The organism is Pararhodobacter aggregans, assembly GCF_003075525.1.
GTDB classification, from domain to species: Bacteria; Pseudomonadota; Alphaproteobacteria; order Rhodobacterales; family Rhodobacteraceae; genus Pararhodobacter; species Pararhodobacter aggregans.
In genome coordinates this window covers 68,471-88,382 of the sequence record NZ_QDDR01000003.1, presented here as the reverse complement: position 1 = coordinate 88,382, position 19,912 = coordinate 68,471, and the positions used below count along the sequence as shown (strand labels likewise).

Below are 19,912 nucleotides of genomic sequence, written 5' to 3'. Positions count from 1 at the left end.
TCAGATCTCCAGCAGGGTGCGCAGCATCGCGTCGGCGGTCTGGATGACGCGGGCGTTGGCGGCATAGGCCTCTTCGATCAGGAGGAGGCGCTGCATCTCGGAATCGGTATCGACGCCCTGCGCCAACATCGATTCGGTAAAGGTGTCGTGGCGGGTCCGGGCGCTGGCCTGCGTGTCTTCGGCGCTTTGCCGGTTGCGGGAGACGGCGGTCAGCAGGTCGCCCAGCTGTGCGGCGACATCCTGCAGCGGGCTGCCGGGGCCCGAGGGCAGGCTGCGATCGAGCGCGCCGAGCAACCGGTTGATCTGTGCCGGATCGCCGACCGGGCCGGGGATGGCGGCGCCGATCCCGTCACGGATCCGCCAGAGCGCACCGCCCGCGGCGGGATCGACCGCCGCGTTGAGCGACAGCCGACCGGCGAGCCCGGCAAGCCCGCTGTCCGGCCCCCCGTCATCGGTGAAGAGACCGACGGCCCCCGCCAGTGTCGGGTCGCTTGCCGGATCCGAGAAACGGGCGATCAGGTCGCGGGCGAAGGCGTCGATCTGGGTCTGGACAGCGGGCGCGGCCTCGTCCCGGATGGCAAAGCTGGTGCCGAGGCGCCCGCCACCGACCGGGCCGCTGTCGCCGGTGGCGATGGCGCGGCCGTTGAGGGTGAGGCCGGAAAGCCCGGCGCCGACCGACATCCCGGCGTCGATGGCCACGGTATTGGTGAAACCGAAGACCGCGGGTTCGGTATCGAGCAGCAATTCACCCGCGGCGGAATAGAGCATGACCCGCCCGTTGTCGCGCGGGTATTCGCGCAGCGGCACGATCTCGGACAGGGAGGAGATCAGCGACTGGCGTTCGTCCTCCAGCCCCTGGGTGGGCTGGCCGCCCATCCGCATCTTGACGATCTGGTCGTTCAGCACATCGACGCGGGCAAGCCCCTCGTTCAGGCTGCGCAGGTCATTGGCGATGGCCTTGTCGGCCTCGACCCGCAGCTGCTGAACCGTATCCTCGATGCTGCCCAGTCTGGCGGCGAGGGACTTGGCGCTGTCCGAGACCGCGGCGAGGCGGCTGGTCAGATCGGGGCGTTCGCTGGCGGCGATCAGCGCCGCGTCGAAGGCCGTGAGTGCGGCCGAGAGCCCCTCGCCGGGCTGGCCGATGCTGGTTTCGATCCGTTGCCAGAAGGCCGAGGCGCTGTTGCCCGAGGCCAGCGCGGCGCCCGCGTCGCGCTGCAGTCCCAGCAGGATCGGGTCGACCAGGCGGGTGATTCCGTTGACCCGGACCCCGCCGCCGACGCCCCCCAGCGTGGCCGCGCTCAGCTCCAGCTGGCGGGCGGCGTAGCCGGGGGTCAGCGCATTGGCGATATTGGCCGAGACCACCTGCACCGCGCGCGCCGAGGCGGCAAGGCCGGAATTGGCGTTGTTCAGTGCGGATGTGATGCCCATGGTCCGGCCCTCCTATCGGTCAGCGCTTCAGATTGGCGGTTTCCTGCAGCATCTCGTCCACGGTCTGGATGACCTTGGCGTTCGAGGAATAGGCGCGCTGGGTCTGGATCATGTTGGTCAGTTCCGCCGCGACATCGGTTGCCGATTCCTCGCGCGAGAAGCCGTTGATCTCGCCCGTCGGGCCGTCGCCGGCGTTCCACAGGAACATGGCGCCCGATTCGGGTGCGACCCGATAGGCCTGGTTGTCCAGCGCCATCAGCCCGTTGGGGTTGGGCACGTCGACCAGCGGGATCTGGGCGATGGTGCGGATCAGGCCGCTGTCGTAATAGGCCTTCACATAGCCGGTCGCATCGACCTGCACGCCGACCAGGGATTGCACCGGCGAGCCGTCGCGGTCGGTCGAGACGGGGATGAAACTGTCGGCCATCTGGGTTATGCTGTCCTCGTCCCCCAGCATGCCGATGTTCAGCGCGATGTCCTGACCCGAGTCGGTGGTGACGGTGAATTCGCCGGTCAGCGGGTCATAGGCGCCGCCCGCGCCGCCGGTGGTGACGCTGAGGATGCGGCCCCCGTTCGGCGGCTGGTCGTCGAAGGTGATGGTGTATTCGCCGATCACGGTGCCGGTGGAGGGATCGGTCACCGTGGCGGTCCATTCGTTCGACTGGCCGGTGGCGGGCACGGTCGGCGCGAAAGTCATGGTCAGCGTGTCGGTGGTGCCGAGCGGGCTGTAATATTCGAGCGCCACGTCATGCGAGCGGCCATCGGAATCGGCGCGGGTGCCGGTGGCGGGCAGGTTGACGCGGACGTTGATGCGCGTCGTCGGGTCCGAGGCGAATTGGTTCGAGTTGATGCGGATCGGTTCCAGCCCGCCGATCGTGTCGCGCGGGAAGGCGGGGATCGAGCCGTCGGGATCGGCGGGCCAGCCCAGCAGGATCAGCCCGGCCGGATTTTCCAGGAGGCCGTCGGCATTGGGCCGGAAGGAGCCGGTGGTGGTCAGCATCAGCGGCAGATTGCCCGAGCGGTTCAGCGCCGATTGCGCGGTCACCGGCAGGAAGCCGCGGCCGCTGACCGCGAGGTCGGTGGCATTGGCGCTGGCGGTGATGGCGCCCCGTTCGTCGATCAGCCGGATCGTCGAGGCGCGCACGCCCCCAGCGATATAGGGGCCGTAATGCGAGCCGCCCATCACCATCGACTGGAACGAGGCGACGACGCGCTTGTAGCCGAGCGTGCCGGTATTGGCGATGTTGTCGGAGATCGCGGCAAGCCGCGTCGAGTTGGCATTCAGCCCGGCGATACCGGCGTTGAACGAGGAATAGAGGGTGGACATGGGTCCTGCCTTTCGTGCTGGTGCGGAGCGACTGGACCCGAGGTTGCACGAGGCGTCTTAATGTGCGCCTAACGCCCGACCGCTCAGCGGCGGCTGCGCAGCAGGATCAGTTCCAGCCGGTTGTTGCGGACCGACATCGGGTTGGGATCGGCGGGCCGGCGGTCGGCATGGCCGCTCACCCGGGCGATGCGCGCGGGGTCGAAACCGTCCTCGTCCAGCAGCCTGCGGATACGGTCGGCGCGGGCGGTGGACAGCGCCCAGCGGGGATCGCTGGCCTGGACGACGGAATAGGTCCGCGTATGCCCCTCGATCGCCAGGGGATTGAGAACCATGCCGAATATCTGCGACACGATGGTCACGATGCGGCGGGTCACCTCGGTCGGCTCGTTGGTTTCGGGCTCGAAGAGCGGGGCGCCGGGCAGGTCGAACAGTTCGACCACCAGCCCCTCGTCGGTCTGGCGGGTGACGACATGGCGCAGGGCCTCGTCCAGCACCGCGCTTTCGCCGCCGAGGCCGGTCAGGCGCTGCTGAAGATCCTCGAAGCTGCGGGTTTCGACCTGGGTATCGACGCCCGAATCGGTCTCGTTCTCGGCGGGGGTGGCGGGGGCGGATTGGTCGCGGGTCTCCAGATCCGAGCCGCCGAACATCCCTTCCCCGCCCGAGGAGATCCGGTGCACCGGGATCGAGGGATTGAAGTAATCCGCCAGCCCGCGGCGCTGCGATTCGGTGGTTGCGCCCAGCAGCCACATCATCAGGAAGAAGGCCATCATCGCGGTGACGAAGTCGGCATAAGCCACCTTCCAGGCGCCGCCGTGATGGCCGCCCCCCACGATTACCTTCTTGCGCTTGATGATGATGGGCGCGACGTCGTTCTGTCGGCTCATCTCAACACCTTTATTCACCCGCTTCCGGCCTAGCAGGCAGAGGTGAAGCCCGGGTTAATCGGCGCCCGGCAGCAGGGGTTCGCGGCCCTGATCGGTCAGGGTGAAGACCTCGCGCCCCTCGATCACCACGGCGGTCAGCGGCCCGCCATAGGCGGCCGAGCTGTCGATATTCACCCGGTTGCCGCAATGCTCGGCGGCGGGGCGGTGGGTATGGCCGTGCACGACCAGCCAGGGATGGGCCCCGGTGAAGTCCAGGAACGGCGCGCGGATCCAGGCCATGTCGGTCTCGGTCTGGTCGTTCAGCGCCACGCCCGGGCGGATGCCGGCATGGACGAAAAGCACCCCGCCGCGCAGGTGGTAGCTGGGCAGCCCCTCGATGAAGGCGCGGTGCCCGGCGGGGACGGCGGCTCGGGCCTCGGCCGGGGGGGCATCGGGGGCGAGGCCGTAGCTGGCCAGCGTCGCATCGCCACCGATCCGCGGGTTCAGATAATCGAGGCCGGGGCGCAGCGCCGGATCGGTCCGCCCCTCCAGGTAATAGCCGAACATGCGGTCGTGGTTGCCCTTCAGCGCCACCCAGTTCTGACCGGAAAGCTGGCCTTTCAGCAGCAGGTCCACCACGCCCCGCGAATCCGGCCCGCGGTCGACCAGATCGCCCAGATGGATGACCGGCGCCTCGGCGTCGCCGGTGCGGGCGCGGTCGGCGGCGATCCGGGCATGGGCGGCGTGCAACAGGTCGATCTGGCCGTGGATATCGCCGATGGCGTAGCTGCGCAGAGTCATGGGGAATCCCTTTCGGAAGCGTTGCCCTTCTGGGCCAAAACCCGGGCGAGTTCAACGCGATGGCGGGGCACGATTCGGCGAGGGCGGCCGGGGCGGCGCGCACTTGACCCAGCGGAAGGCGGGAAAAACCCGGCCGGGCCCTGCCGGGAGGGGGAATTCGGTGACGGAAGGGTGTTGCCGAAAGCGTGGCGCCGGGTAAAGTCGGGAAAGCGATACACCCGGGACGCGGCCTTCGGGCCCGGTTCGGGGACGCCATCTGAATGCCGGTCAACGGCGCAGAAGGAGGGAGTTGAGACCCACGAGACGACTCGCGAGTTTTGCCGCCGACACCGGCCAGCCGCCCGCAAGGCGGAACGAGAGCCGGTGCGACAGATAAGGTTCCCGAGGCAACCCTGCCCCGAGACCGACCGGAAATCCAATCCACAGGAAGGACCAGATCCATGAAAAAGTTTCTTATGACCACCGCATTGGTCGGCTTCGCGGCAGGCGCCGCGCAGGCTGACGATGTGCCGCTGGGCATCATCTTCGGCTTCACCGGGCCGCTGGAATCGATCACCCCGACGATGGCCCAATCGGCCGAGATGGCGATTGCCGAGGTCAACGCCTCGGGCCTCTTCACGCTGGGCAACGTGACCTCGGTGCGCGGCGATGACGGCTGCGTCGATTCCGGCCTCGCCGTCGCCACGGCCGAGCGTCTGGTGACCTCGGACCGCGTGGTCGGCATCGTCGGCGCCGATTGCTCGGGCGTCACGGGCGCCATCCTGCAGAACGTCGCCCGCCCGAACGGGATCGTCATGATCTCGCCCTCGGCGACCTCGCCCGCGCTGTCGACGGCCGAGGACGACGGCCTGTTCTTCCGCACCGCGCCGTCGGACGCCCGTCAGGGCCAGGTCGTGGCCGACATCCTGCGTGACCGCGGCGTCGAGTCGATCGCCATCTCGTACACCAACAACGACTACGGCGCGGGCCTGGCGGATTCGATCCAGGCGGCCTTCACCGAAGCGGGCGGCTCCGTGACCATGGTTGCCAGCCACGAGGACGGCAAGGCGGATTACTCGGCCGAAGTCGGCGCGCTGGCGGCGGCCGGTGGCGAGGTGCTGGTCGTTGCGGGCTATGTCGACCAGGGCGGCCGCGGCATCATCCGCTCGGCGCTGGACCTCGGCGCCTTCGACACGTTCGAACTGGTGGACGGCATGATCGGCCAGTCGCTGATCGACGCCATGGGCGACGAGATCCAGGGCTCCTACGGCCAGCTGCCGGGCGCCGACAACCCCGGCACGCAGATGTTCCAGGACCTCGCCTCGGCGGCGGGCTTCGACGGGACCTCGGCCTTCGCGCCGGAATCCTATGACGCTGCGGCGCTGATGCTGCTGGCCATGGCGGCCGCGGGATCGACCGCTTCGGCCGATTACAAGGATCACGTGATGGACGTGGCCAACGCCCCGGGCGAGCAGATCTTCCCGGGTCAGCTGGCGCGCGCGCTGGAGATCATCGCCGCCGGTGGTGACGTCGATTACGTCGGCGCCTCGGCCGTGGAACTGATCGGGCCGGGCGAAAGCGCGGGCAATTACCGCGAGCTGGAGATCCAGGGCGACGAATTCGTCACCGTCCGCTTCCGCTGATGCGGCGTAAACCCTGACCTCAAGGGCAGTCCGGGCGCGGGTCCGGGCTGCCTTTTCGTAAGGATTTCCCATGATCCGTGTCGAGAATCTGCACAAGCACTTCGGGGGCTTTCACGCCGTCGACGGTGCGACGCTGCATATCGCCGAAGGGTCGATCACCGGGTTGATCGGTCCCAACGGCGCGGGCAAGACCACGCTTTTCAACGTCATCGCCGGGGTGCTGAAACCCACCTCCGGGACCGTGACGATGGCGGGCGAGGATATCACCGGCCTCGAGCCGCACGAGCTGTTCCACAAGGGGCTGCTCCGAACCTTCCAGATCGCGCATGAATTCCATTCCATGACGGTGCGCGAGAACCTGATGATGGTGCCGCCCCGCCAGATGGGCGAGGGGCTGGTCTCGGCCTGGTTCCAGCGCCGCAAGGTTGCCCTGGAAGACGAGGAGATCCGCCGCCGCGCCAACGAGGTGCTGGAATTCCTGACCATCAGCCATATCGCCGACGAAAAGGCCGGCAACATCTCGGGCGGGCAGAAGAAACTGCTCGAACTGGGCCGGACGATGATGACCGACGCCAAGATCGTCTTTCTGGACGAGGTCGGCGCGGGCGTGAACCGGACGCTGCTGAACACCATCGCCGATGCCATAGTGCGCCTGAACCAGGAGCGCGGCTATACTTTCGTGGTCATCGAGCACGACATGGATTTCATCGGCCGCATCTGCAACCCGGTCATCTGCATGGCCGAGGGCAAGGTGCTGGCCGAGGGCACGCTGGACGAGATCAAGGCCAACGAGGCGGTGATCGAGGCCTATCTGGGCACCGGGCTGAAGAACAAGGTGAAGGCGGAGGTCGGCCATGTCTGAACATCCCGTTCTTCCCGACCCCGAGGCTGTGCTGATCGGCGAGGCGATGACCGGCGGCTATGGCGCGGCGGATATCCTGCATTCCTGCACCATCGCCGTGGACAAGGGCCAGATCGCGGTGATCGTCGGCCCGAACGGCGCCGGCAAATCGACCGCCATGAAGGCCGTCTTCGGCATGCTGAACCTGCGCAAGGGGCAGGTGCGGCTGAATGGCGAGGATATCACCGCGCTCTCGCCGCAGGACCGCGTGGCGCGCGGCATGGGCTTTGTGCCGCAGGTGCGCAACATCTTCCCCTCGATGACCGTCGAGGAAAACCTGGAGATGGGCGCCTTCATCCGCACGGATGATTACCGCGAGACGATGGCGCAGATCTATGACCTGTTCCCGATCCTCAAGGACAAGCGGCGGCAGGCGGCGGGCGAGCTTTCCGGCGGGCAGCGCCAGCAGGTGGCCGTCGGCCGCGCGCTGATGACCAAGCCCTCGGTCCTGATGCTGGACGAGCCCACCGCCGGGGTCTCGCCCATTGTCATGGACGAGCTTTTCGACCGGATCATCGAGATCGCCCGCACCGGTATCTCGATCCTGATGGTGGAACAGAACGCCCGCCAGGCGCTGGAGATCGCCGACAAGGGCTATGTGCTGGTTCAGGGCGCCAACCGCTACACCGATACCGGGCAGGCGCTTCTCGCCGATCCCGAGGTGCGGCGTTCCTTCCTGGGGGGCTGAGCGATGCGGTATCTTCTGCTGAGCCTGCTGCTCGCCACGCCCGCCCTTGCCGAAAGCCAGCGCGACGGGTTCACCTGCGCCGTGTTGCGCAGTTGCGACCTGCAAGGCACCTGCACCGAGGGGGGCGAGGGGTTCGACCTCGCCTTCCTCGGTGGCGGGCTGGAGGTCGCCATGAACGGCGATCACCTCAGCCCGGTCTATGACGGCGTGCTGCAGACCGCCGCCTGGGAAAGCGCCGGCCGCATCTATCAGCTTCGTTTCACCGGCGATGGCGCCGGCCTGCTGACCGCCTCGCCGGTGGAAGGCAGTGCCGACGAGGCCGCGCTGATGACCATCCACTGTTCGCCCGAATGACGCGCGTCGCGGGAAAGGCAAACGTATGGACTTTCTGAACGCCCTGCGATCGCCGGGCAAATCCATCTTCTTCACGGCCATCTCCCATGGCCGCCTGCTGGTGCTGGGCGCGCTGTTGACCCCCGGCGCGGCGCTGGCCTTGCAAACGGCGGAATGCCGTTTCGACCAGCGCTGCGACGCCGATGGCCTGTGCCAGAGTGCCGAGATCGTGGCCCGGCTGGAGCGCAGCACGCCGATTGACGCGGTGATCGGCTTCCGGCTGGGCGAGGCTGACCTGGGGCTGCATTTCCTCAGCACCGAATCCGGTCGCGTGGTTCTGGGGGGCGAGCATGCCGCCGGGGCCTTCGCGCTCAGCGTCGATGAATCCGGCGCGAATGCCGAGCTTCTGTCCCTCGGCCTCGACGGCGCGACCGAGTGGCTGCTGCACGGCGCATGCGGGGAGTTTCGGGATGCCTGACACAGACCTCACCCGGGCCCGCCTCACGGATCGGCACCAGATGCCGTCCTCGTTCCCCATCGAAACCGGAAAGGCTTCGACATGGATTTCCTGAACGCCCTGGTCCTTCTGGGCAATTTCGTCCTCATCCCGGCCGTCTCCTATGGCAGCCAGCTGGCGCTGGGCGCGCTGGGGATCACGCTGGTCTACGGCATCCTGCGCTTTTCACATTTTGCGCATGGCGACGTGATGGCCTTCGGCACCATGGCGGTGATCCTGTTCACCTGGTGGCTGCAATCGCTCGGCGTCTCCATCGACCCGCTTCCGACCGCGCTGCTGGCGCTGCCGGTGGGGATCGTGGTGACGGCGCTGCTGCTGCTGGGGGTCGACCGATCCGTCTATCGCTTCTATCGGAAGGTCCGCGCGGCGCCCATCGTCGTGGTGATGGCCTCGCTCGGCGTCATGTTCGTGGTGAACGGGCTGACCCGGCTGGTCATCGGCCCCGATGACCAGAACTTCGCCGATGGCGCGCGGTTCCTGTTCACCGTGCGCGATTTCCGCGACGCGACCGGCCTGGCCGAGGGGCTGGGCCTGCGCTGGTCGCAGCTCATCACCATCTCGGTGACGCTGGTCGTGGTGGGGGCGCTCTTCTGGTTCCTGAACCGCACCCGCACCGGCAAGTCGATGCGCGCTTTCTCGGACAACGAGGATCTGGCGCTGTTGTCGGGCATCAATCCCGAACGGGTGGTCATGGTGACCTGGCTGATCGTCGCCGTGCTGGTGACGGTGGCGGGCACGCTCTATGGCCTGGACAAGAGCTTCAAGCCCTTCACCTATTTCCAGCTGCTGCTGCCGATGTTCGCGGCGGCCATCCTGGGGGGGCTGGGCAACCCGCTGGGGGCCGTGGCCGGGGCCTATGTCATCGCGCTGAGCGAGGTGGGCGTTACCTATGCCTTCCGCAAGTTCTTTGAATACCTGCTGCCCGAGAGCCTCGAGCCGCAGGGGCTGATGCAACTCCTTTCCACCGATTACAAGTTCGCGGTCAGCTTCGTGCTGCTGGTGCTTGTGCTGCTGTTCCGCCCGACCGGGCTCTTCAAGGGGCAATCCGTATGAGCGCGAAAAACACCTCCTATTTCCTCATCATGGCGGTGCTGCTGGTGCTGGTCGGCTGGCTGCAGAGCCCCTCGGTCGCCATGGGTCTGGTCAACATGTGCCTGATCTCGGCGATCATGGCGCTGGGCGTGAACATCCAGTGGGGTTACGCCGGGCTCTTCTCTGTCGGCACGATGGGCTTCGTCGCGCTGGGCGGGGTCGCCACGGTGCTGACCTCGATGCCGCCGGTGCATGACGCCTGGGCGGCGGGGGGCCTCAGGGCGATCTTCGGCATCCTGATCGGCGTCGCGGCCATCGCGCTGGGCGTCCTGGTCTACCGGCGGATGCAGAAGGGCTGGACCCGGGCGCTGGTGCTGCTGGTCGTGGTGGTAGGCGGGTTCTTTCTTTTCCGCGCGGTGCTGGACCCGGCGGTCGACGCGATCGAGGGCACCAACACCGCCGTCGCCGGCTATCTGGGCGGCGCCGGTCTGCCGATCTTCGCCAGCTGGATCGTTGGCGGCCTGCTGGCGGCGGGCGCGGCCTGGGTGATCGGCAAGGTCAGCCTGGGTCTGAGGTCCGACTATCTGGCCATCGCCACGCTGGGCATCGCCGAGACGATCATCGCCGTGCTGAAGAACGAGGACTGGCTGTCGCGCGGGGTGCGCAACGTGAACGGCCTGCCGCGCGCGCCGATCCCCTACGAGGTCAGCCTGCAGAGCAACCCCGATTTCATCGCCTGGGCCTCGTGGTTCGGGCTGGCCCCGGCCGAGGCCTCGTCCCTCTTCGTCAAAGCCTGTTTCGCACTGACCTTCATCGTGGTCCTCGGCGTCATCATGTGGCTGTCGGAACGCGCCTGGCGCTCGCCCTGGGGCCGGATGATGCGGGCGATCCGCGACAACGAGACGGCGGCGCGGGCCATGGGCAAGGACGTGACGAAGCGGCATCTGCAGGTGTTCATCCTCGGCTCGGCGGTCTGCGGCATCGCCGGGGCGATGCTGACCACGCTCGACGGGTTGTTCACGCCCGGCTCCTACCAGCCGTTGCGCTTCACCTTCCTGATCTGGGTGATGGTGATCGTCGGCGGGTCGGGGAACAATTGGGGCGCCGTGCTGGGCGGCTTCCTGATCTGGTTCCTCTGGGTCGAGGTCGAGCCGATCGGCCTGTGGCTGATGGGCTGGATCACCGCGCCCCTGCCCGAGGACAGCTTCCTGCGCAGCCATCTGCTGGACAGCGCGGCGCATATGCGGCTCCTGACCATGGGGCTGATCCTGCTGTTGGTCCTGCGGTTCGCGCCGAGGGGGCTGATCCCCGAGAAGTAGCGTCTTCCGGCATGTGACAGGAAAGGGCCCGTACCGGTGGTACGGGCCCTTTTCCGTTCGGGCCTCGCCCAGGTGGGATGAAATCCCACCCTACGGGGGCCAGACGGTGCGTGCGAGCACGCACCCTACGGGGGCGGACGTCTCGACGGTCCCGCCCGGCGGCAAGCCGGGCAGCGCCCGAACCGCCCCCCCGGGGCGGGCGCTTCTCGCCCACCCCGGCGGTTCGGGCGCCGCCCTTGTCACGAAGAGTGCATGGGGAGGGTGCGTGCGAGCACGCACCCTACGGGAGCGGTCGTCTCGACGGTCCCGCAGGGGGCAGTTCCGGCGCTACCCTGCCAAGGCGGCAATGGGGCTTGGATGAGCGATGACCCGTAGGGTGCGTGCTTGCACGCACCGCAAACGGCTCAGGCGCCGCCTTCCACCTCGGTACAGACCACCAGAATCCGGGCATCGACCGCCCCGGCCGAGGCATAGAGATGCCCGCGCGAGCTGTCGAAATAGAGCGAATCGCCCTGCCTCAGCAGCACCGGCGCCTTGCCCTCGGCGAAAACCGTCACGGCGCCTTCCAGCACCAGCAGGAATTCCTGCCCCGGATGGCGGACGAAATCGTCGAAATCCATCAGGTCATGGGCCTTGAGCGTGCCCATCATCGGCACCATCGCCTTGTTGCGGATCTCGGGGAACAGCATCTCGTAGACGTAGTTCCGCGTCTCCTGCTTCTGGAAAACGCCCTTCGGCGCCACCGCGAAACTGCCCGGCGCGAAGACCGCGCCCTCGGCGGTGAAGAACTCGGCCATGTCCACGCCAATCCCCCGCGCGAGCGAGAGCATCCGGTCATAGGTCAGCGACATCAGCCCGCGCTCGGCCTTGGAAATGGTCGAGACGGCCAGCCCCGAGCGTTCCGCCAGCTGCGCCAGCGTCCAGCCGCGGGCCCGGCGCAACTCCTTCAACCGGCTGCCGAATTCGGCGCGCTGGCTGTCTGCCATCTCGGTCGGGTCGGGGCGGGCCAAGGCGCGATTTCTGGGCGGCATGCCCCGATCATACGCGCAACCGGGACGCGTGCAATTAATTTTCGTATCGGAAAAATTCCTCTTTCTGATGCGAAAAACCGTGTTAGCGTGAGGCAAAGGGGAAGGCGCGCGATGGGCTCGAGGGGACATCACAGGGGGATCGTCGTGATCGGCGCCGGGATCGCCGGGGCCTCGGTCGCGGCCGAACTGGCGGCGGCGGGACAGGATGTGCTGCTGCTGGAGCGTGAAAGCGCGCCGGGCTATCACACCACCGGCCGTTCTGCCGCGCTTTATACCCCCAGCTATGGCCCGCCGGTGATCCGGGCGCTGACCCGCGCCTCGGCCGCCGCCTTCAACGCGCCCCCCAGCGCCGAGCGTCCCTATCCGCTGTTGCGTCCCCGGGACGTGCTGTTCGTGGCCAATGCCGGTCAGGGTGCCAGCCTCGAGGCCGCGGCCGCCGATCTGCCGGTCACGCGGATCAGCGCCGCCGAGGCCCGGGCGATGCTGCCGCTCCTGCGCGAGGATTACCTCGCAGGCGCGCTGCACGACGCCGGATCCGCCGATATCGACGTCGAGGCGCTGCACCGGCAATTCCTGCGGGCGCTGACCGCTCATCGGGGCGAGCTGCGGCTCAAGGCCGAGGTGACGGGCATCACCCGCGCGGGCAAAGGCTGGCGCATCGAGACGCCGCAGGGCGAGATCACGGCCGAGATGCTGGTCAATGCCTCGGGCGCCTGGGCCGACGACATCGCCCGGATGGCCGGGGTGGCGCCGGTGGGTCTGGTGCCGAAGCGGCGCACCGCGATGCTGGTGGCGCCGCCTGCCGGGCAGAATGTCGACGACTGGCCGATGGTCGTGGATATCGACGAGACCTTCTATCTGCGCCCCGACGCCGGCAAGCTGCTGTTGTCCCCCGCCGACGAGACACCCTCCGAGCCCTGCGACGCCCAGCCCGACGAATGGGATGTGGCGCTCTGCATCGACCGCGTGCAGCAGGCGGTGGACCTGCCGGTGCGGCGGATCGACCACAAATGGGCGGGGCTTCGGTCCTTCGTCGCCGACAAGGCGCCGGTCGTGGGCCCTGCGCCCGATGCGGCCGGCTTCGTCTGGGTGGCGGGGCAGGGGGGCTACGGCATCCAGACCGCCCCGGCGCTGGGCCGCACCGCCGCGGCGCTGGCTTTGGGCCAGCCGATCCCGCAGGATATCGCCGATCACGGGGTCCGGGCCGAGGCGCTCGCCCCCCGCCGCCAGGCGCTTGCCGCATGATCTGGATTGTCCCCCTTGTCGGAGCGCTGCTGTTGGGCTCGGGCCTGGCCATCGCCTATGTCATCGGTGGCGCCACGGTGCTGGCCTTCTTCGCCGCCGGGCAGGAGCGCTATCTGGCCGTCCTGCCGCAGCAGATCTTCTCCAAGATCGACGTCTTCGCGCTGATGGCCATGCCGCTTTTCATCCTGGCGGGCGAGATCATGAACCGCGGCGGCGTGACCCGGGTGCTGATCCGGCTGGCCATGGTCATGGTCGGGCGGGTGCGCGGCGGGCTGGGGCATGTGAACGTGCTGACCTCGGTCTTCTTCGCCGGGATCTCGGGCTCGGCCGTGGCCGACAGCGCGGCGGTGTCGAACACGCTGGTGCCAGCGATGACCGAGCAGGGCTACAAGCTGCCCTATGCGGGCGCGATCACCGCGGCCTCGTCGATCATCGGGCCGATCGTGCCGCCCTCGATCATCATGATCTTCTACGGCGCGCTGATGGGAACTTCGGTTACCGCGCTGTTCATCGCCGGGATCGTGCCGGGCCTGCTGCTGGCGGCGGCGCTGATGGCCACGAACAGCTTCTACGCCTGGCGCGACGACCACCCGCGGCTGACGCGGGCCGAGATCCCGCCGCTGCTGCCCACGGTCCTGAACGCGCTGCCCGCGCTGGGCATCCCGCTGATTATCGTCGGCGGTATCGTGCTGGGCTGGATGACCCCGACCGAGGCCGCCGCCGTCGCCGTGGTCGCCGCCACGCTGGCGGGCATGTTCTACGAGCGTCTGGCGCTGGGCCAGATGATCGAGGCGCTCAGGCGCACGGCGATGCTGTCGGGGTCGATCTTCATGATCATCTGCGCCGTCTCGGCGCTGGGCTATCTGGGCGCGCTGGAACGCCTGCCCGAGGCCATCGCCGGGATGGTGACCGAGATGGGGCTGGGCCCGGTCGGCTACATGATCCTCCTGAACCTGATCTTCCTGGCGGCGGGCATGGTGCTGGACATCCCCGTGGCGCTGGCGCTGCTGGTGCCGCTGCTGGCGCCCGTGGCCATCGAACAGGGCGCGGACCCGGTGCATCTGGGGATCGTGCTGTGCTTCAACCTCTGCATCGGCCTGATTTCGCCGCCCCTGGGCGGGTGCCTCTTGATCGTGTCGACGGTGACGGGGCTGAATTACTGGCGGCTGGCCCGCGCGGTGCTGCCGTTCCTGCTGGTCGAGGTGCTGGTGCTGGGGGTGCTGATCTGGCTGCCCGATGTGACGCTCTGGCTGCCCCGGACCATGGGGCTGCTGGGTGACTGACCCAAGAACGAAACCAACAAGCGGAGGTAAGACGATGAAGAAGATCCTACTCGCGGCGAGCGCTCTCGCCCTGTTCGCCAGCGCCGCCTCGGCGCAGATCAAGATCTCGCTCGACAGCCCGCCGGATCTGGAGGGCTCGGGCAGCTATGTCTGGGCGCATGCCTTCTCGACCTATCTGAACGAACACGGGCTGGCGGCCGAGGAATACCAGCGCGGCGCGCTGGGCGGCGATGACGAGGTGTTCGATCAGGTCAGCCAGGGCCTGGTGGAAGTGGGCCTCTCGCCCCTGGGCATCGTCGCCTCGATCGACACGCTGATCTACGGGCTGCGCCTGCCCTATTTCTTCGCCGACATGGCCGCGGTCGACCGCGCACTCTACGACAACGGCATGCTGGCCGCGATCAACGAGGGGCTCGACGGCTCCGGCGTGCAGGTGCTGGCGGTCGATACCGTGGGTCCGGCGACCGGTATCTTCAACACGCTGCATCCCGTCACCTCGATGGCCGACATGTCGGACCTGCGGATGCGGGCGCTCGATGAAAGCCAGATCCAGCTCTATGCCGCCTGGGGCTCGACCGGGACCGTGGTCAGCTGGGCCGAGGTGCCGAACGCGCTGCAGACGGGCGTCGCCAACGGCTACCTGAACCCGGCCTTCGTGCCGCTGCTGTTCGGGCACACCGACTTCATCAAGTATTTCACCCCGGCAGAAATCTCGCCCTCGCTCAGGATCGTCATCGTGTCCGAGGATTGGTACGAGGGCCTCAGCGATTCCGACCGCGCCACGGTCGATGCCGCCGCGGCCGCCGCCAACGAGGCGAACCGCAGCTGGCTGGGCACCCAGACCGGCGTGATCGCCCAGCTCGAAGCCGCGGGCGTCACCATCTCGGAACTCTCGCCCGAGGCGCGGGCCGAGTTCCAGACCGCCTCGGCCACCACCTACGATCTGATCGTCTCGCCCGAGCAACTTGCCCAATGGCAGGCGGCGATCGCCGAGTAAGGCTTCTGTTGGGGAAGGACGCGCGTGATGATCGGCAGGATGGCCCGGGGCCTAGACCGCATTTCAGCACTGCTCAACACCATCGCCCTCTGGGGCGCGGTGCTGGCGGTGCTGGTCATGGTCTATGCCGCGGGCTGGCAGGTCATCGCGCGCTACATCCTCTCTGACCCGCCGATCTGGACCGAGGAAATGGCGCGTCGCGCCATGGTCTGGGCCGGCATGCTGGGGGCCTCGGCGGCGTTTCGCGCCGGGGCCGACCCGGTGCTCTTTCCGCATGTGGCCACGCTGCGCGGCACGGCGGGCGGGGCGCTGGCCGTGGTCCGGGCGCTGGGCGTCGTGCTGTTTGTCGCTCCGGTGCTCTGGTACTGCCTCTTCGGCCCCAACATGAACCTGGCGCGCGGTTTCCTCGGCCGCAGCCTTGGCCGCTCGGCCGAAATGCTGGACATCCCGATGATCTGGTTCACCGCGGCCGTGCCGGTCGCCTTCGCGCTGATCCTCGTCCACCTGCTGGCGCGGCTGGCGCTGCAGGCGACGGGCCAGCTTCCCGCCCCTGCCCGGACTGCCCCATGAAGTGCTTCATCGCCTGCCTTGCGACCGAGACCAACAGCTTTTCCCCGCTGCCCACCGGCATCGCCGCCTTCGAGGAGGGGCATGTCCACCACGGCACCGCCACCCAGGGCGCGCCCGTCTACTGGACCGGCGCGCTGCACCTGTGGCGCAAGCAGGCCGAGGCGAAGGGCTGGCAGGTGGCCGAAAGCCTCGCCGCCTTCGCTCAGCCGGGCGGGCTGACGGTGCGCAAGGTCTACGAGGATTTCCGCGATGAGATCGTCGCCGATCTGAAAGCCGCGATGCCGGTGGACGTGATCCTGCTGCAGCTTCACGGCGCGATGATCGCCGACGGCTACCCCGATTGTGAGGGTGACCTGATCGCCGCCTGCCGCGCGGTTGCCCCCGAGGCGAAGATCGGCGCCCTGCTGGACCCGCATTGCCACCTGACCGAGCAGATGCTGACCGAGGCCACGGCGCTGATCTGCTTCAAGGAATACCCCCATATCGACATTCTGGAGCGCGGGGCGGAGCTGTTCGCGCTCATCGCCGATGCGGCCGAGGGCAAGACCAAGCCGGTGATGCGCGATTACGATTGCCGGATCATCATGGCCATGCCCACGCCCGAAGGCCCGATGCGCGCCTTCGTCGACGCCCTGACCGCGCGGGAATCCGAACCCGGGGTGCTGTCCCTCAGCTTGGCGCATGGCTTCCCCTGGGGCGACCACGAACGCACCGGCGCAAGGGCGCTGGCCATCACCGATGGCGACGCTGCGCTGGCGGAACGGATGGCGCGCGAGATCGGGGAAAAGCTCTGGCGCGAGAAGGAGGCGATCTTTCAGGAGGTCCTGACCATCGACCAGGCGCTGGACAAGGCCGCCGGTCACAATCAGGGCCCCATCGTGCTGGCCGACATGTCCGACAACGCGGGCGGCGGGGCGCCGTCCGATTCCACCTTCCTGCTCAGGGCGATTCTGGACCGGGGCCTGACCTCGGTCGCCTCGGGCATCTACTGGGACCCGGTGGTGGTGCGGCTCTGCGCCGAGATCGGCGAGGGCGCGCAGCTGGCCATCCGGCTCGGCGGCAAATGCGGGCCGATGTCGGGCGATCCCCTGGACCTGACTGTCACCATCAAGCGCGTCGCCTCCGGCCTTTCCCAGCGCTTCGGCTCGCTGCCAGTCAATCTGGGCACCATCGTCTGGCTGTCCATTGACGCGGGCACCGGGGACGAGACGGACAACATCGACCTGATCGTCAACGACACCCGCACCCAGACCTTCCACCCCGAGGCCTTCACCCAACTGGGCATCGACCTGTCGAAGAAGCGCCATGTCTGCGTGAAATCCTCGAACCATTACCGCGCCGGGTTCGCGCCCATCGCCTCGGTCATCATCCCCATCGCCGCGCCGGGGGCCATCACCCCCGATTTCACCGCCATCCCCTATCGCCACCGGTCCCTGACCTATTGGCCGCGCGTGGAGAACCCTTTCGCATGACCAATTCCCTGATGCAGGCGCGCGATGCCTTTCTTTCGCGCTTTCCCGAACAACGGATCGAACTGGAGGGCCGCGACTGGGGCCTGATCGACACCGGCGGCACGGGCGAGGCCTTTCTGTTCCTGCCCGGCACGCTGGGCCGCGCCGATATCTTCTTCGCGCAGATCGAGGCGCTGGCGCCGCATCGTCGAGTCCTTTCGGTCAGTTACCCCGACAGCGGCGGGGTGCCGGAATGGTCGGCCTCGCTGGCCGTGCTGTTGCAGCGGCTGGGGATCGCCAAGGCCGCCGTGCTGGGCTCCTCGCTGGGCGGGTTCCTGGCGCAGTATTTCGCGGCGCAGCACCCGGGGCTGGTCAGCCACCTCTTCCCCGGCAACACGCTGTCGGATGTCGGTGCGCCGCGCACCCATCTGCCCTATTCGCTGGATCTGTGGCAGGCCCCCATCGCTGACCTGCGCGCCGGGTTCGAGACCAGCATGAGCGCCGCCCGCGCCGCCTATCCCGACTGGGCCGAGATGTTCGACCTGCTGCTGACCGAGGCCGGCGGCCGGATCCTGGAGAACGAACTCCGCGCAAGGCTCGACGCGATCAAGACCGGGCCCGAGCTGCCGCCGCTGTCCAACACCGCCGACAGCGCCACCACCATCGAATCCGTCGACGACCCGCTGATCCCCCCGCCGATGCGCGATGCCGTGCGGGCGCGGAACGCCCCCGCCGCGGCCTTCCGCTTCCTCTGGGGCGGGCATTTCCCCTATCTGCTGCGGCCCGCGCTTTACAGCAACATCCTCAAGGCCCGGCTGGGGCTTGAGCCCCTCTCGCCCGACTGGGTGCTGACGTACGGGATCCACCAGGCATGAGGATCCTTTCGAACGCCGATATCGCCGCGCTCCTGCCGATGGAGCAGGCGATCGAGGTGATCGAGACCACCATGCGCAGCGTCTCGCGCGGGGCGGCGGAACTGCCGCTGCGCCATGTGGTGCCGGTGGGCGGGGCCAATATGATGGGGGTGATGTCGGGTTCGCTGGGCGAGCCGATGTGCTTCGGCGTGAAGCTGGTGAGCCTGTTTCCCGAAAACCCGAAGAAGGGTCTTTCCGGGCATCGCGGTGCAGTGGTCCTGTTCGAATCCGAGACGGGCGGCGCCGTGGCGATGATGGATGCGGGTCTGCTGACCGCGATCCGCACTGCCGCCGCCTCGGCGGTTGCTACGCGGGCACTGGCCCGCTCCGAGGCCGCGCGGTTGACGCTGATCGGCACCGGCGAGCAGGCCGAGCACCACCTGACGGCGATGCTGGCGGTCCGACCGATCACCCATCTGCACGTTGTCGGCCGCCGGGCCGAGGCGGCGGAAGCCTTCGCCACCCATGCCGCTTCCCGCCATCCCGGCCTGACCACAACCCATGGCACCGACGCGCAGGCTGGCGTTCGTGGCGCCGACATCCTCTGCACGGTGACCAATTCCGCCACGCCCGTGCTGCAGGGCGCCTGGCTGGAACCGGGGCAGCACCTCAATATCGTCGGTGCCTCGGTTGCCTCGAAACGCGAGCTGGACGATGCTGTCATCCCCCGGGCCGAGGTCTTCTGCGACTACCTGCCCTCGCTGATGGCGCAGGCGGGTGAGGTGGTCGAGGGGCTGAAGGCGGGGCTCTTCGCGCCGGAACACCTGAAAGGCGAGATCGGCGCGCATCTGAACGGCGGGCCGGGGCGGTCGGGGCCGGAAGCGATCACGCTCTATCGCTCGCTGGGGATCGTGGCGCAGGATCTGGCCGTCGCCCATCACGCGCTGGCCCGGGCCGAGCGCGAGGGGCGGGGGACCGAGGTTTCCCTCTGACCCCCGCCTCTGCGGTCAGTTGAGCAGCGCGCTCAGCAGGCCGACGATGGCGACGATCTGCAGCGTCTGGGCGTCGACCATGACCAGCTGGCCGTTGATAACCCGGTATTCCCGGCCACGGGGCGCCGGGCCGAAGCCGTAGCCGTCGCGCCAGGTCCAGCGCTCGCCATACCGGCCGTCATCGCCGATGTTGATGGTGATATGGGGCACAGACGCGTCGCGGTGACGGTCCAGATGCCGCCCGCCATGCCGCTCGTCATTCCAGCCGTGGCCGGGATTGCCGCGCCTGCCGCACTCATGGCCGCGGCATTCCGCGTGCCCGCGGCCATGCGCCCGGGCATGGGGCGGCGGGTCGGCAAAGGCTGCGGGGGCGGCGATCAGCGTGCTCAGGGCGGCAAGGCCGGCGATCATCGCGCGTTTCATCATTCTGTCCTTTCTCAGGGGCACCGCCGCGGCGGGGCGGGGTCGGGACGGAAACGCCCGGTCAGGGCCCGGGTTCCGGCCCTGCGCCGGGGGGCGGCGGACCTCCGCCACCCGGGACCGGGTCACGGCCCTTTTCCAAAGCCCGGGGCCGCGCTATATCAGGGGCACCCCCGGCAGGTTCCGGGGGCACTATCGGTGACCGGGCCCCTCTGGCGAAAGTTGCGGCGCTTTCGCG

20 protein-coding genes are annotated in these 19,912 nt (G+C 68.3%); 14 read left to right on the top strand and 6 right to left on the bottom strand.

All coding sequences use genetic code 11. From position 1 onward, the window contains the following. From flgK to DDE23_RS07375, 4 genes are all read right to left on the bottom strand, one after another. Positions 1-1,428 carry a flagellar hook-associated protein FlgK gene (gene flgK / locus DDE23_RS07390; RefSeq protein ID WP_107751333.1) on the bottom strand — a complete coding sequence of 476 codons (1,428 nt, stop codon included), beginning with the start codon at positions 1,426-1,428 and terminating at the stop codon, positions 1-3. Between the two features lie 19 nt (positions 1,429-1,447). Beyond that, a complete protein-coding gene (locus DDE23_RS07385) occupies positions 1,448-2,755 on the bottom strand; it encodes a flagellar hook protein FlgE (RefSeq protein WP_107751332.1) in 1,308 nt (435 codons plus the stop codon). An 83-nt stretch (positions 2,756-2,838) separates the two neighbouring features. Further along, the gene (locus DDE23_RS07380) at positions 2,839-3,639 is read right to left on the bottom strand and encodes a flagellar motor protein MotB (RefSeq protein ID WP_107751331.1); all 801 of its coding nucleotides are present in this window, start codon (positions 3,637-3,639) and stop codon (positions 2,839-2,841) included. A 54-nt stretch (positions 3,640-3,693) separates the two neighbouring features. Next, positions 3,694-4,413, bottom strand: coding sequence for a metallophosphoesterase (locus DDE23_RS07375; RefSeq protein WP_107751621.1), 720 nt, complete (start codon positions 4,411-4,413; stop codon positions 3,694-3,696). Between the two features lie 446 nt (positions 4,414-4,859). Here DDE23_RS07375 and DDE23_RS07370 point away from each other — a divergent pair, with 446 nt between their 5' ends. From DDE23_RS07370 to DDE23_RS07340, 7 genes are all read left to right on the top strand, one after another. Then, complete coding sequence (locus DDE23_RS07370) at positions 4,860-6,041, top strand: ABC transporter substrate-binding protein (protein WP_107751330.1); 1,182 nt, start codon at positions 4,860-4,862, stop codon at positions 6,039-6,041. A 70-nt stretch (positions 6,042-6,111) separates the two neighbouring features. Continuing rightward, positions 6,112-6,903: an ABC transporter ATP-binding protein gene (locus DDE23_RS07365; protein ID WP_107751329.1), complete on the top strand. Its 792-nt coding sequence runs from the start codon at positions 6,112-6,114 to the stop codon at positions 6,901-6,903. Further along, on the top strand, positions 6,896-7,630 hold the full coding sequence (locus tag DDE23_RS07360) for an ABC transporter ATP-binding protein (protein WP_107751328.1): 735 nt from the start codon (positions 6,896-6,898) through the stop codon (positions 7,628-7,630). Before DDE23_RS07365 ends, DDE23_RS07360 begins: the two co-directional genes overlap by 8 nt. A gap of 3 nt (positions 7,631-7,633) precedes the next feature. After that, entirely contained in the window at positions 7,634-7,984 is a 351-nt protein-coding gene (locus tag DDE23_RS07355) for a hypothetical protein (RefSeq protein WP_107751327.1), read from the top strand. A 25-nt stretch (positions 7,985-8,009) separates the two neighbouring features. Then, a complete protein-coding gene (locus DDE23_RS07350) occupies positions 8,010-8,441 on the top strand; it encodes a hypothetical protein (RefSeq protein ID WP_107751326.1) in 432 nt (143 codons plus the stop codon). Positions 8,442-8,522: 81 nt separating this feature from the next. Next, complete coding sequence (locus DDE23_RS07345; protein WP_107751325.1) at positions 8,523-9,533, top strand: branched-chain amino acid ABC transporter permease; 1,011 nt, start codon at positions 8,523-8,525, stop codon at positions 9,531-9,533. Then, entirely contained in the window at positions 9,524-10,831 is a 1,308-nt protein-coding gene (locus DDE23_RS07340; protein WP_107751324.1) for a branched-chain amino acid ABC transporter permease, read from the top strand. The genes DDE23_RS07345 and DDE23_RS07340 overlap by 10 nt, the downstream gene beginning before the upstream one ends. A gap of 404 nt (positions 10,832-11,235) precedes the next feature. Here DDE23_RS07340 and DDE23_RS07335 read toward each other — a convergent pair whose 3' ends face one another. Beyond that, the gene (locus DDE23_RS07335) at positions 11,236-11,862 is read right to left on the bottom strand and encodes a helix-turn-helix domain-containing protein (protein ID WP_107751323.1); all 627 of its coding nucleotides are present in this window, start codon (positions 11,860-11,862) and stop codon (positions 11,236-11,238) included. Positions 11,863-11,973: 111 nt separating this feature from the next. Here DDE23_RS07335 and DDE23_RS07330 point away from each other — a divergent pair, with 111 nt between their 5' ends. Genes DDE23_RS07330 through DDE23_RS07300 form a run of 7 tightly spaced genes read left to right on the top strand, consistent with a single transcriptional unit; the run spans position 11,974 to position 19,254 of the window. Beyond that, positions 11,974-13,107, top strand: coding sequence for an NAD(P)/FAD-dependent oxidoreductase (locus DDE23_RS07330; RefSeq protein WP_107751322.1), 1,134 nt, complete (start codon positions 11,974-11,976; stop codon positions 13,105-13,107). Further along, a complete protein-coding gene (locus DDE23_RS07325; protein WP_107751321.1) occupies positions 13,104-14,390 on the top strand; it encodes a TRAP transporter large permease in 1,287 nt (428 codons plus the stop codon). Before DDE23_RS07330 ends, DDE23_RS07325 begins: the two co-directional genes overlap by 4 nt. A 34-nt stretch (positions 14,391-14,424) precedes the next feature. After that, positions 14,425-15,387, top strand: a complete 963-nt coding sequence (locus tag DDE23_RS07320; RefSeq protein ID WP_107751320.1) for a TRAP transporter substrate-binding protein — start codon at positions 14,425-14,427, stop codon at positions 15,385-15,387. 27 nt (positions 15,388-15,414) lie between these two features. Beyond that, positions 15,415-15,957 carry a TRAP transporter small permease gene (locus tag DDE23_RS07315; protein ID WP_107751319.1) on the top strand — a complete coding sequence of 181 codons (543 nt, stop codon included), beginning with the start codon at positions 15,415-15,417 and terminating at the stop codon, positions 15,955-15,957. Further along, on the top strand, positions 15,954-17,429 hold the full coding sequence (locus tag DDE23_RS07310; protein ID WP_107751318.1) for a M81 family metallopeptidase: 1,476 nt from the start codon (positions 15,954-15,956) through the stop codon (positions 17,427-17,429). Before DDE23_RS07315 ends, DDE23_RS07310 begins: the two co-directional genes overlap by 4 nt. Next, positions 17,426-18,283, top strand: coding sequence for an alpha/beta fold hydrolase (locus tag DDE23_RS07305; protein ID WP_107751317.1), 858 nt, complete (start codon positions 17,426-17,428; stop codon positions 18,281-18,283). Before DDE23_RS07310 ends, DDE23_RS07305 begins: the two co-directional genes overlap by 4 nt. Next, positions 18,280-19,254: an ornithine cyclodeaminase family protein gene (locus tag DDE23_RS07300; RefSeq protein WP_107751316.1), complete on the top strand. Its 975-nt coding sequence runs from the start codon at positions 18,280-18,282 to the stop codon at positions 19,252-19,254. Before DDE23_RS07305 ends, DDE23_RS07300 begins: the two co-directional genes overlap by 4 nt. A gap of 15 nt (positions 19,255-19,269) precedes the next feature. On the opposite strand, the gene DDE23_RS07295 is transcribed toward DDE23_RS07300, so the two are convergent. After that, positions 19,270-19,677 carry a hypothetical protein gene (locus DDE23_RS07295; protein ID WP_107751315.1) on the bottom strand — a complete coding sequence of 136 codons (408 nt, stop codon included), beginning with the start codon at positions 19,675-19,677 and terminating at the stop codon, positions 19,270-19,272. Positions 19,678-19,912: the final 235 nt, after the last annotated feature.

Excerpts from the sequence above, each read along its gene's own strand:
- flgK (WP_107751333.1), bottom strand. The coding sequence starts at position 1,428 with ATGGGCATCACATCCGCACTGAACAACGCCAATTCCGGCCTTGCCGCC.
- DDE23_RS07385 (WP_107751332.1), bottom strand. The coding sequence starts at position 2,755 with ATGTCCACCCTCTATTCCTCGTTCAACGCCGGTATCGCCGGGCTGAAT.
- DDE23_RS07380 (WP_107751331.1), bottom strand. The coding sequence starts at position 3,639 with ATGAGCCGACAGAACGACGTCGCGCCCATCATCATCAAGCGCAAGAAG.
- DDE23_RS07370 (WP_107751330.1), top strand. The coding sequence starts at position 4,860 with ATGAAAAAGTTTCTTATGACCACCGCATTGGTCGGCTTCGCGGCAGGC.
- DDE23_RS07365 (WP_107751329.1), top strand. The coding sequence starts at position 6,112 with ATGATCCGTGTCGAGAATCTGCACAAGCACTTCGGGGGCTTTCACGCC.
- DDE23_RS07360 (WP_107751328.1), top strand. The coding sequence starts at position 6,896 with ATGTCTGAACATCCCGTTCTTCCCGACCCCGAGGCTGTGCTGATCGGC.
- DDE23_RS07355 (WP_107751327.1), top strand. The coding sequence starts at position 7,634 with ATGCGGTATCTTCTGCTGAGCCTGCTGCTCGCCACGCCCGCCCTTGCC.
- DDE23_RS07350 (WP_107751326.1), top strand. The coding sequence starts at position 8,010 with ATGGACTTTCTGAACGCCCTGCGATCGCCGGGCAAATCCATCTTCTTC.
- DDE23_RS07345 (WP_107751325.1), top strand. The coding sequence starts at position 8,523 with ATGGATTTCCTGAACGCCCTGGTCCTTCTGGGCAATTTCGTCCTCATC.
- DDE23_RS07335 (WP_107751323.1), bottom strand. The coding sequence starts at position 11,862 with ATGCCGCCCAGAAATCGCGCCTTGGCCCGCCCCGACCCGACCGAGATG.
- DDE23_RS07330 (WP_107751322.1), top strand. The coding sequence starts at position 11,974 with ATGGGCTCGAGGGGACATCACAGGGGGATCGTCGTGATCGGCGCCGGG.
- DDE23_RS07325 (WP_107751321.1), top strand. The coding sequence starts at position 13,104 with ATGATCTGGATTGTCCCCCTTGTCGGAGCGCTGCTGTTGGGCTCGGGC.
- DDE23_RS07320 (WP_107751320.1), top strand. The coding sequence starts at position 14,425 with ATGAAGAAGATCCTACTCGCGGCGAGCGCTCTCGCCCTGTTCGCCAGC.
- DDE23_RS07315 (WP_107751319.1), top strand. The coding sequence starts at position 15,415 with ATGATCGGCAGGATGGCCCGGGGCCTAGACCGCATTTCAGCACTGCTC.
- DDE23_RS07310 (WP_107751318.1), top strand. The coding sequence starts at position 15,954 with ATGAAGTGCTTCATCGCCTGCCTTGCGACCGAGACCAACAGCTTTTCC.
- DDE23_RS07305 (WP_107751317.1), top strand. The coding sequence starts at position 17,426 with ATGACCAATTCCCTGATGCAGGCGCGCGATGCCTTTCTTTCGCGCTTT.
- DDE23_RS07300 (WP_107751316.1), top strand. The coding sequence starts at position 18,280 with ATGAGGATCCTTTCGAACGCCGATATCGCCGCGCTCCTGCCGATGGAG.
- DDE23_RS07295 (WP_107751315.1), bottom strand. The coding sequence starts at position 19,677 with ATGAAACGCGCGATGATCGCCGGCCTTGCCGCCCTGAGCACGCTGATC.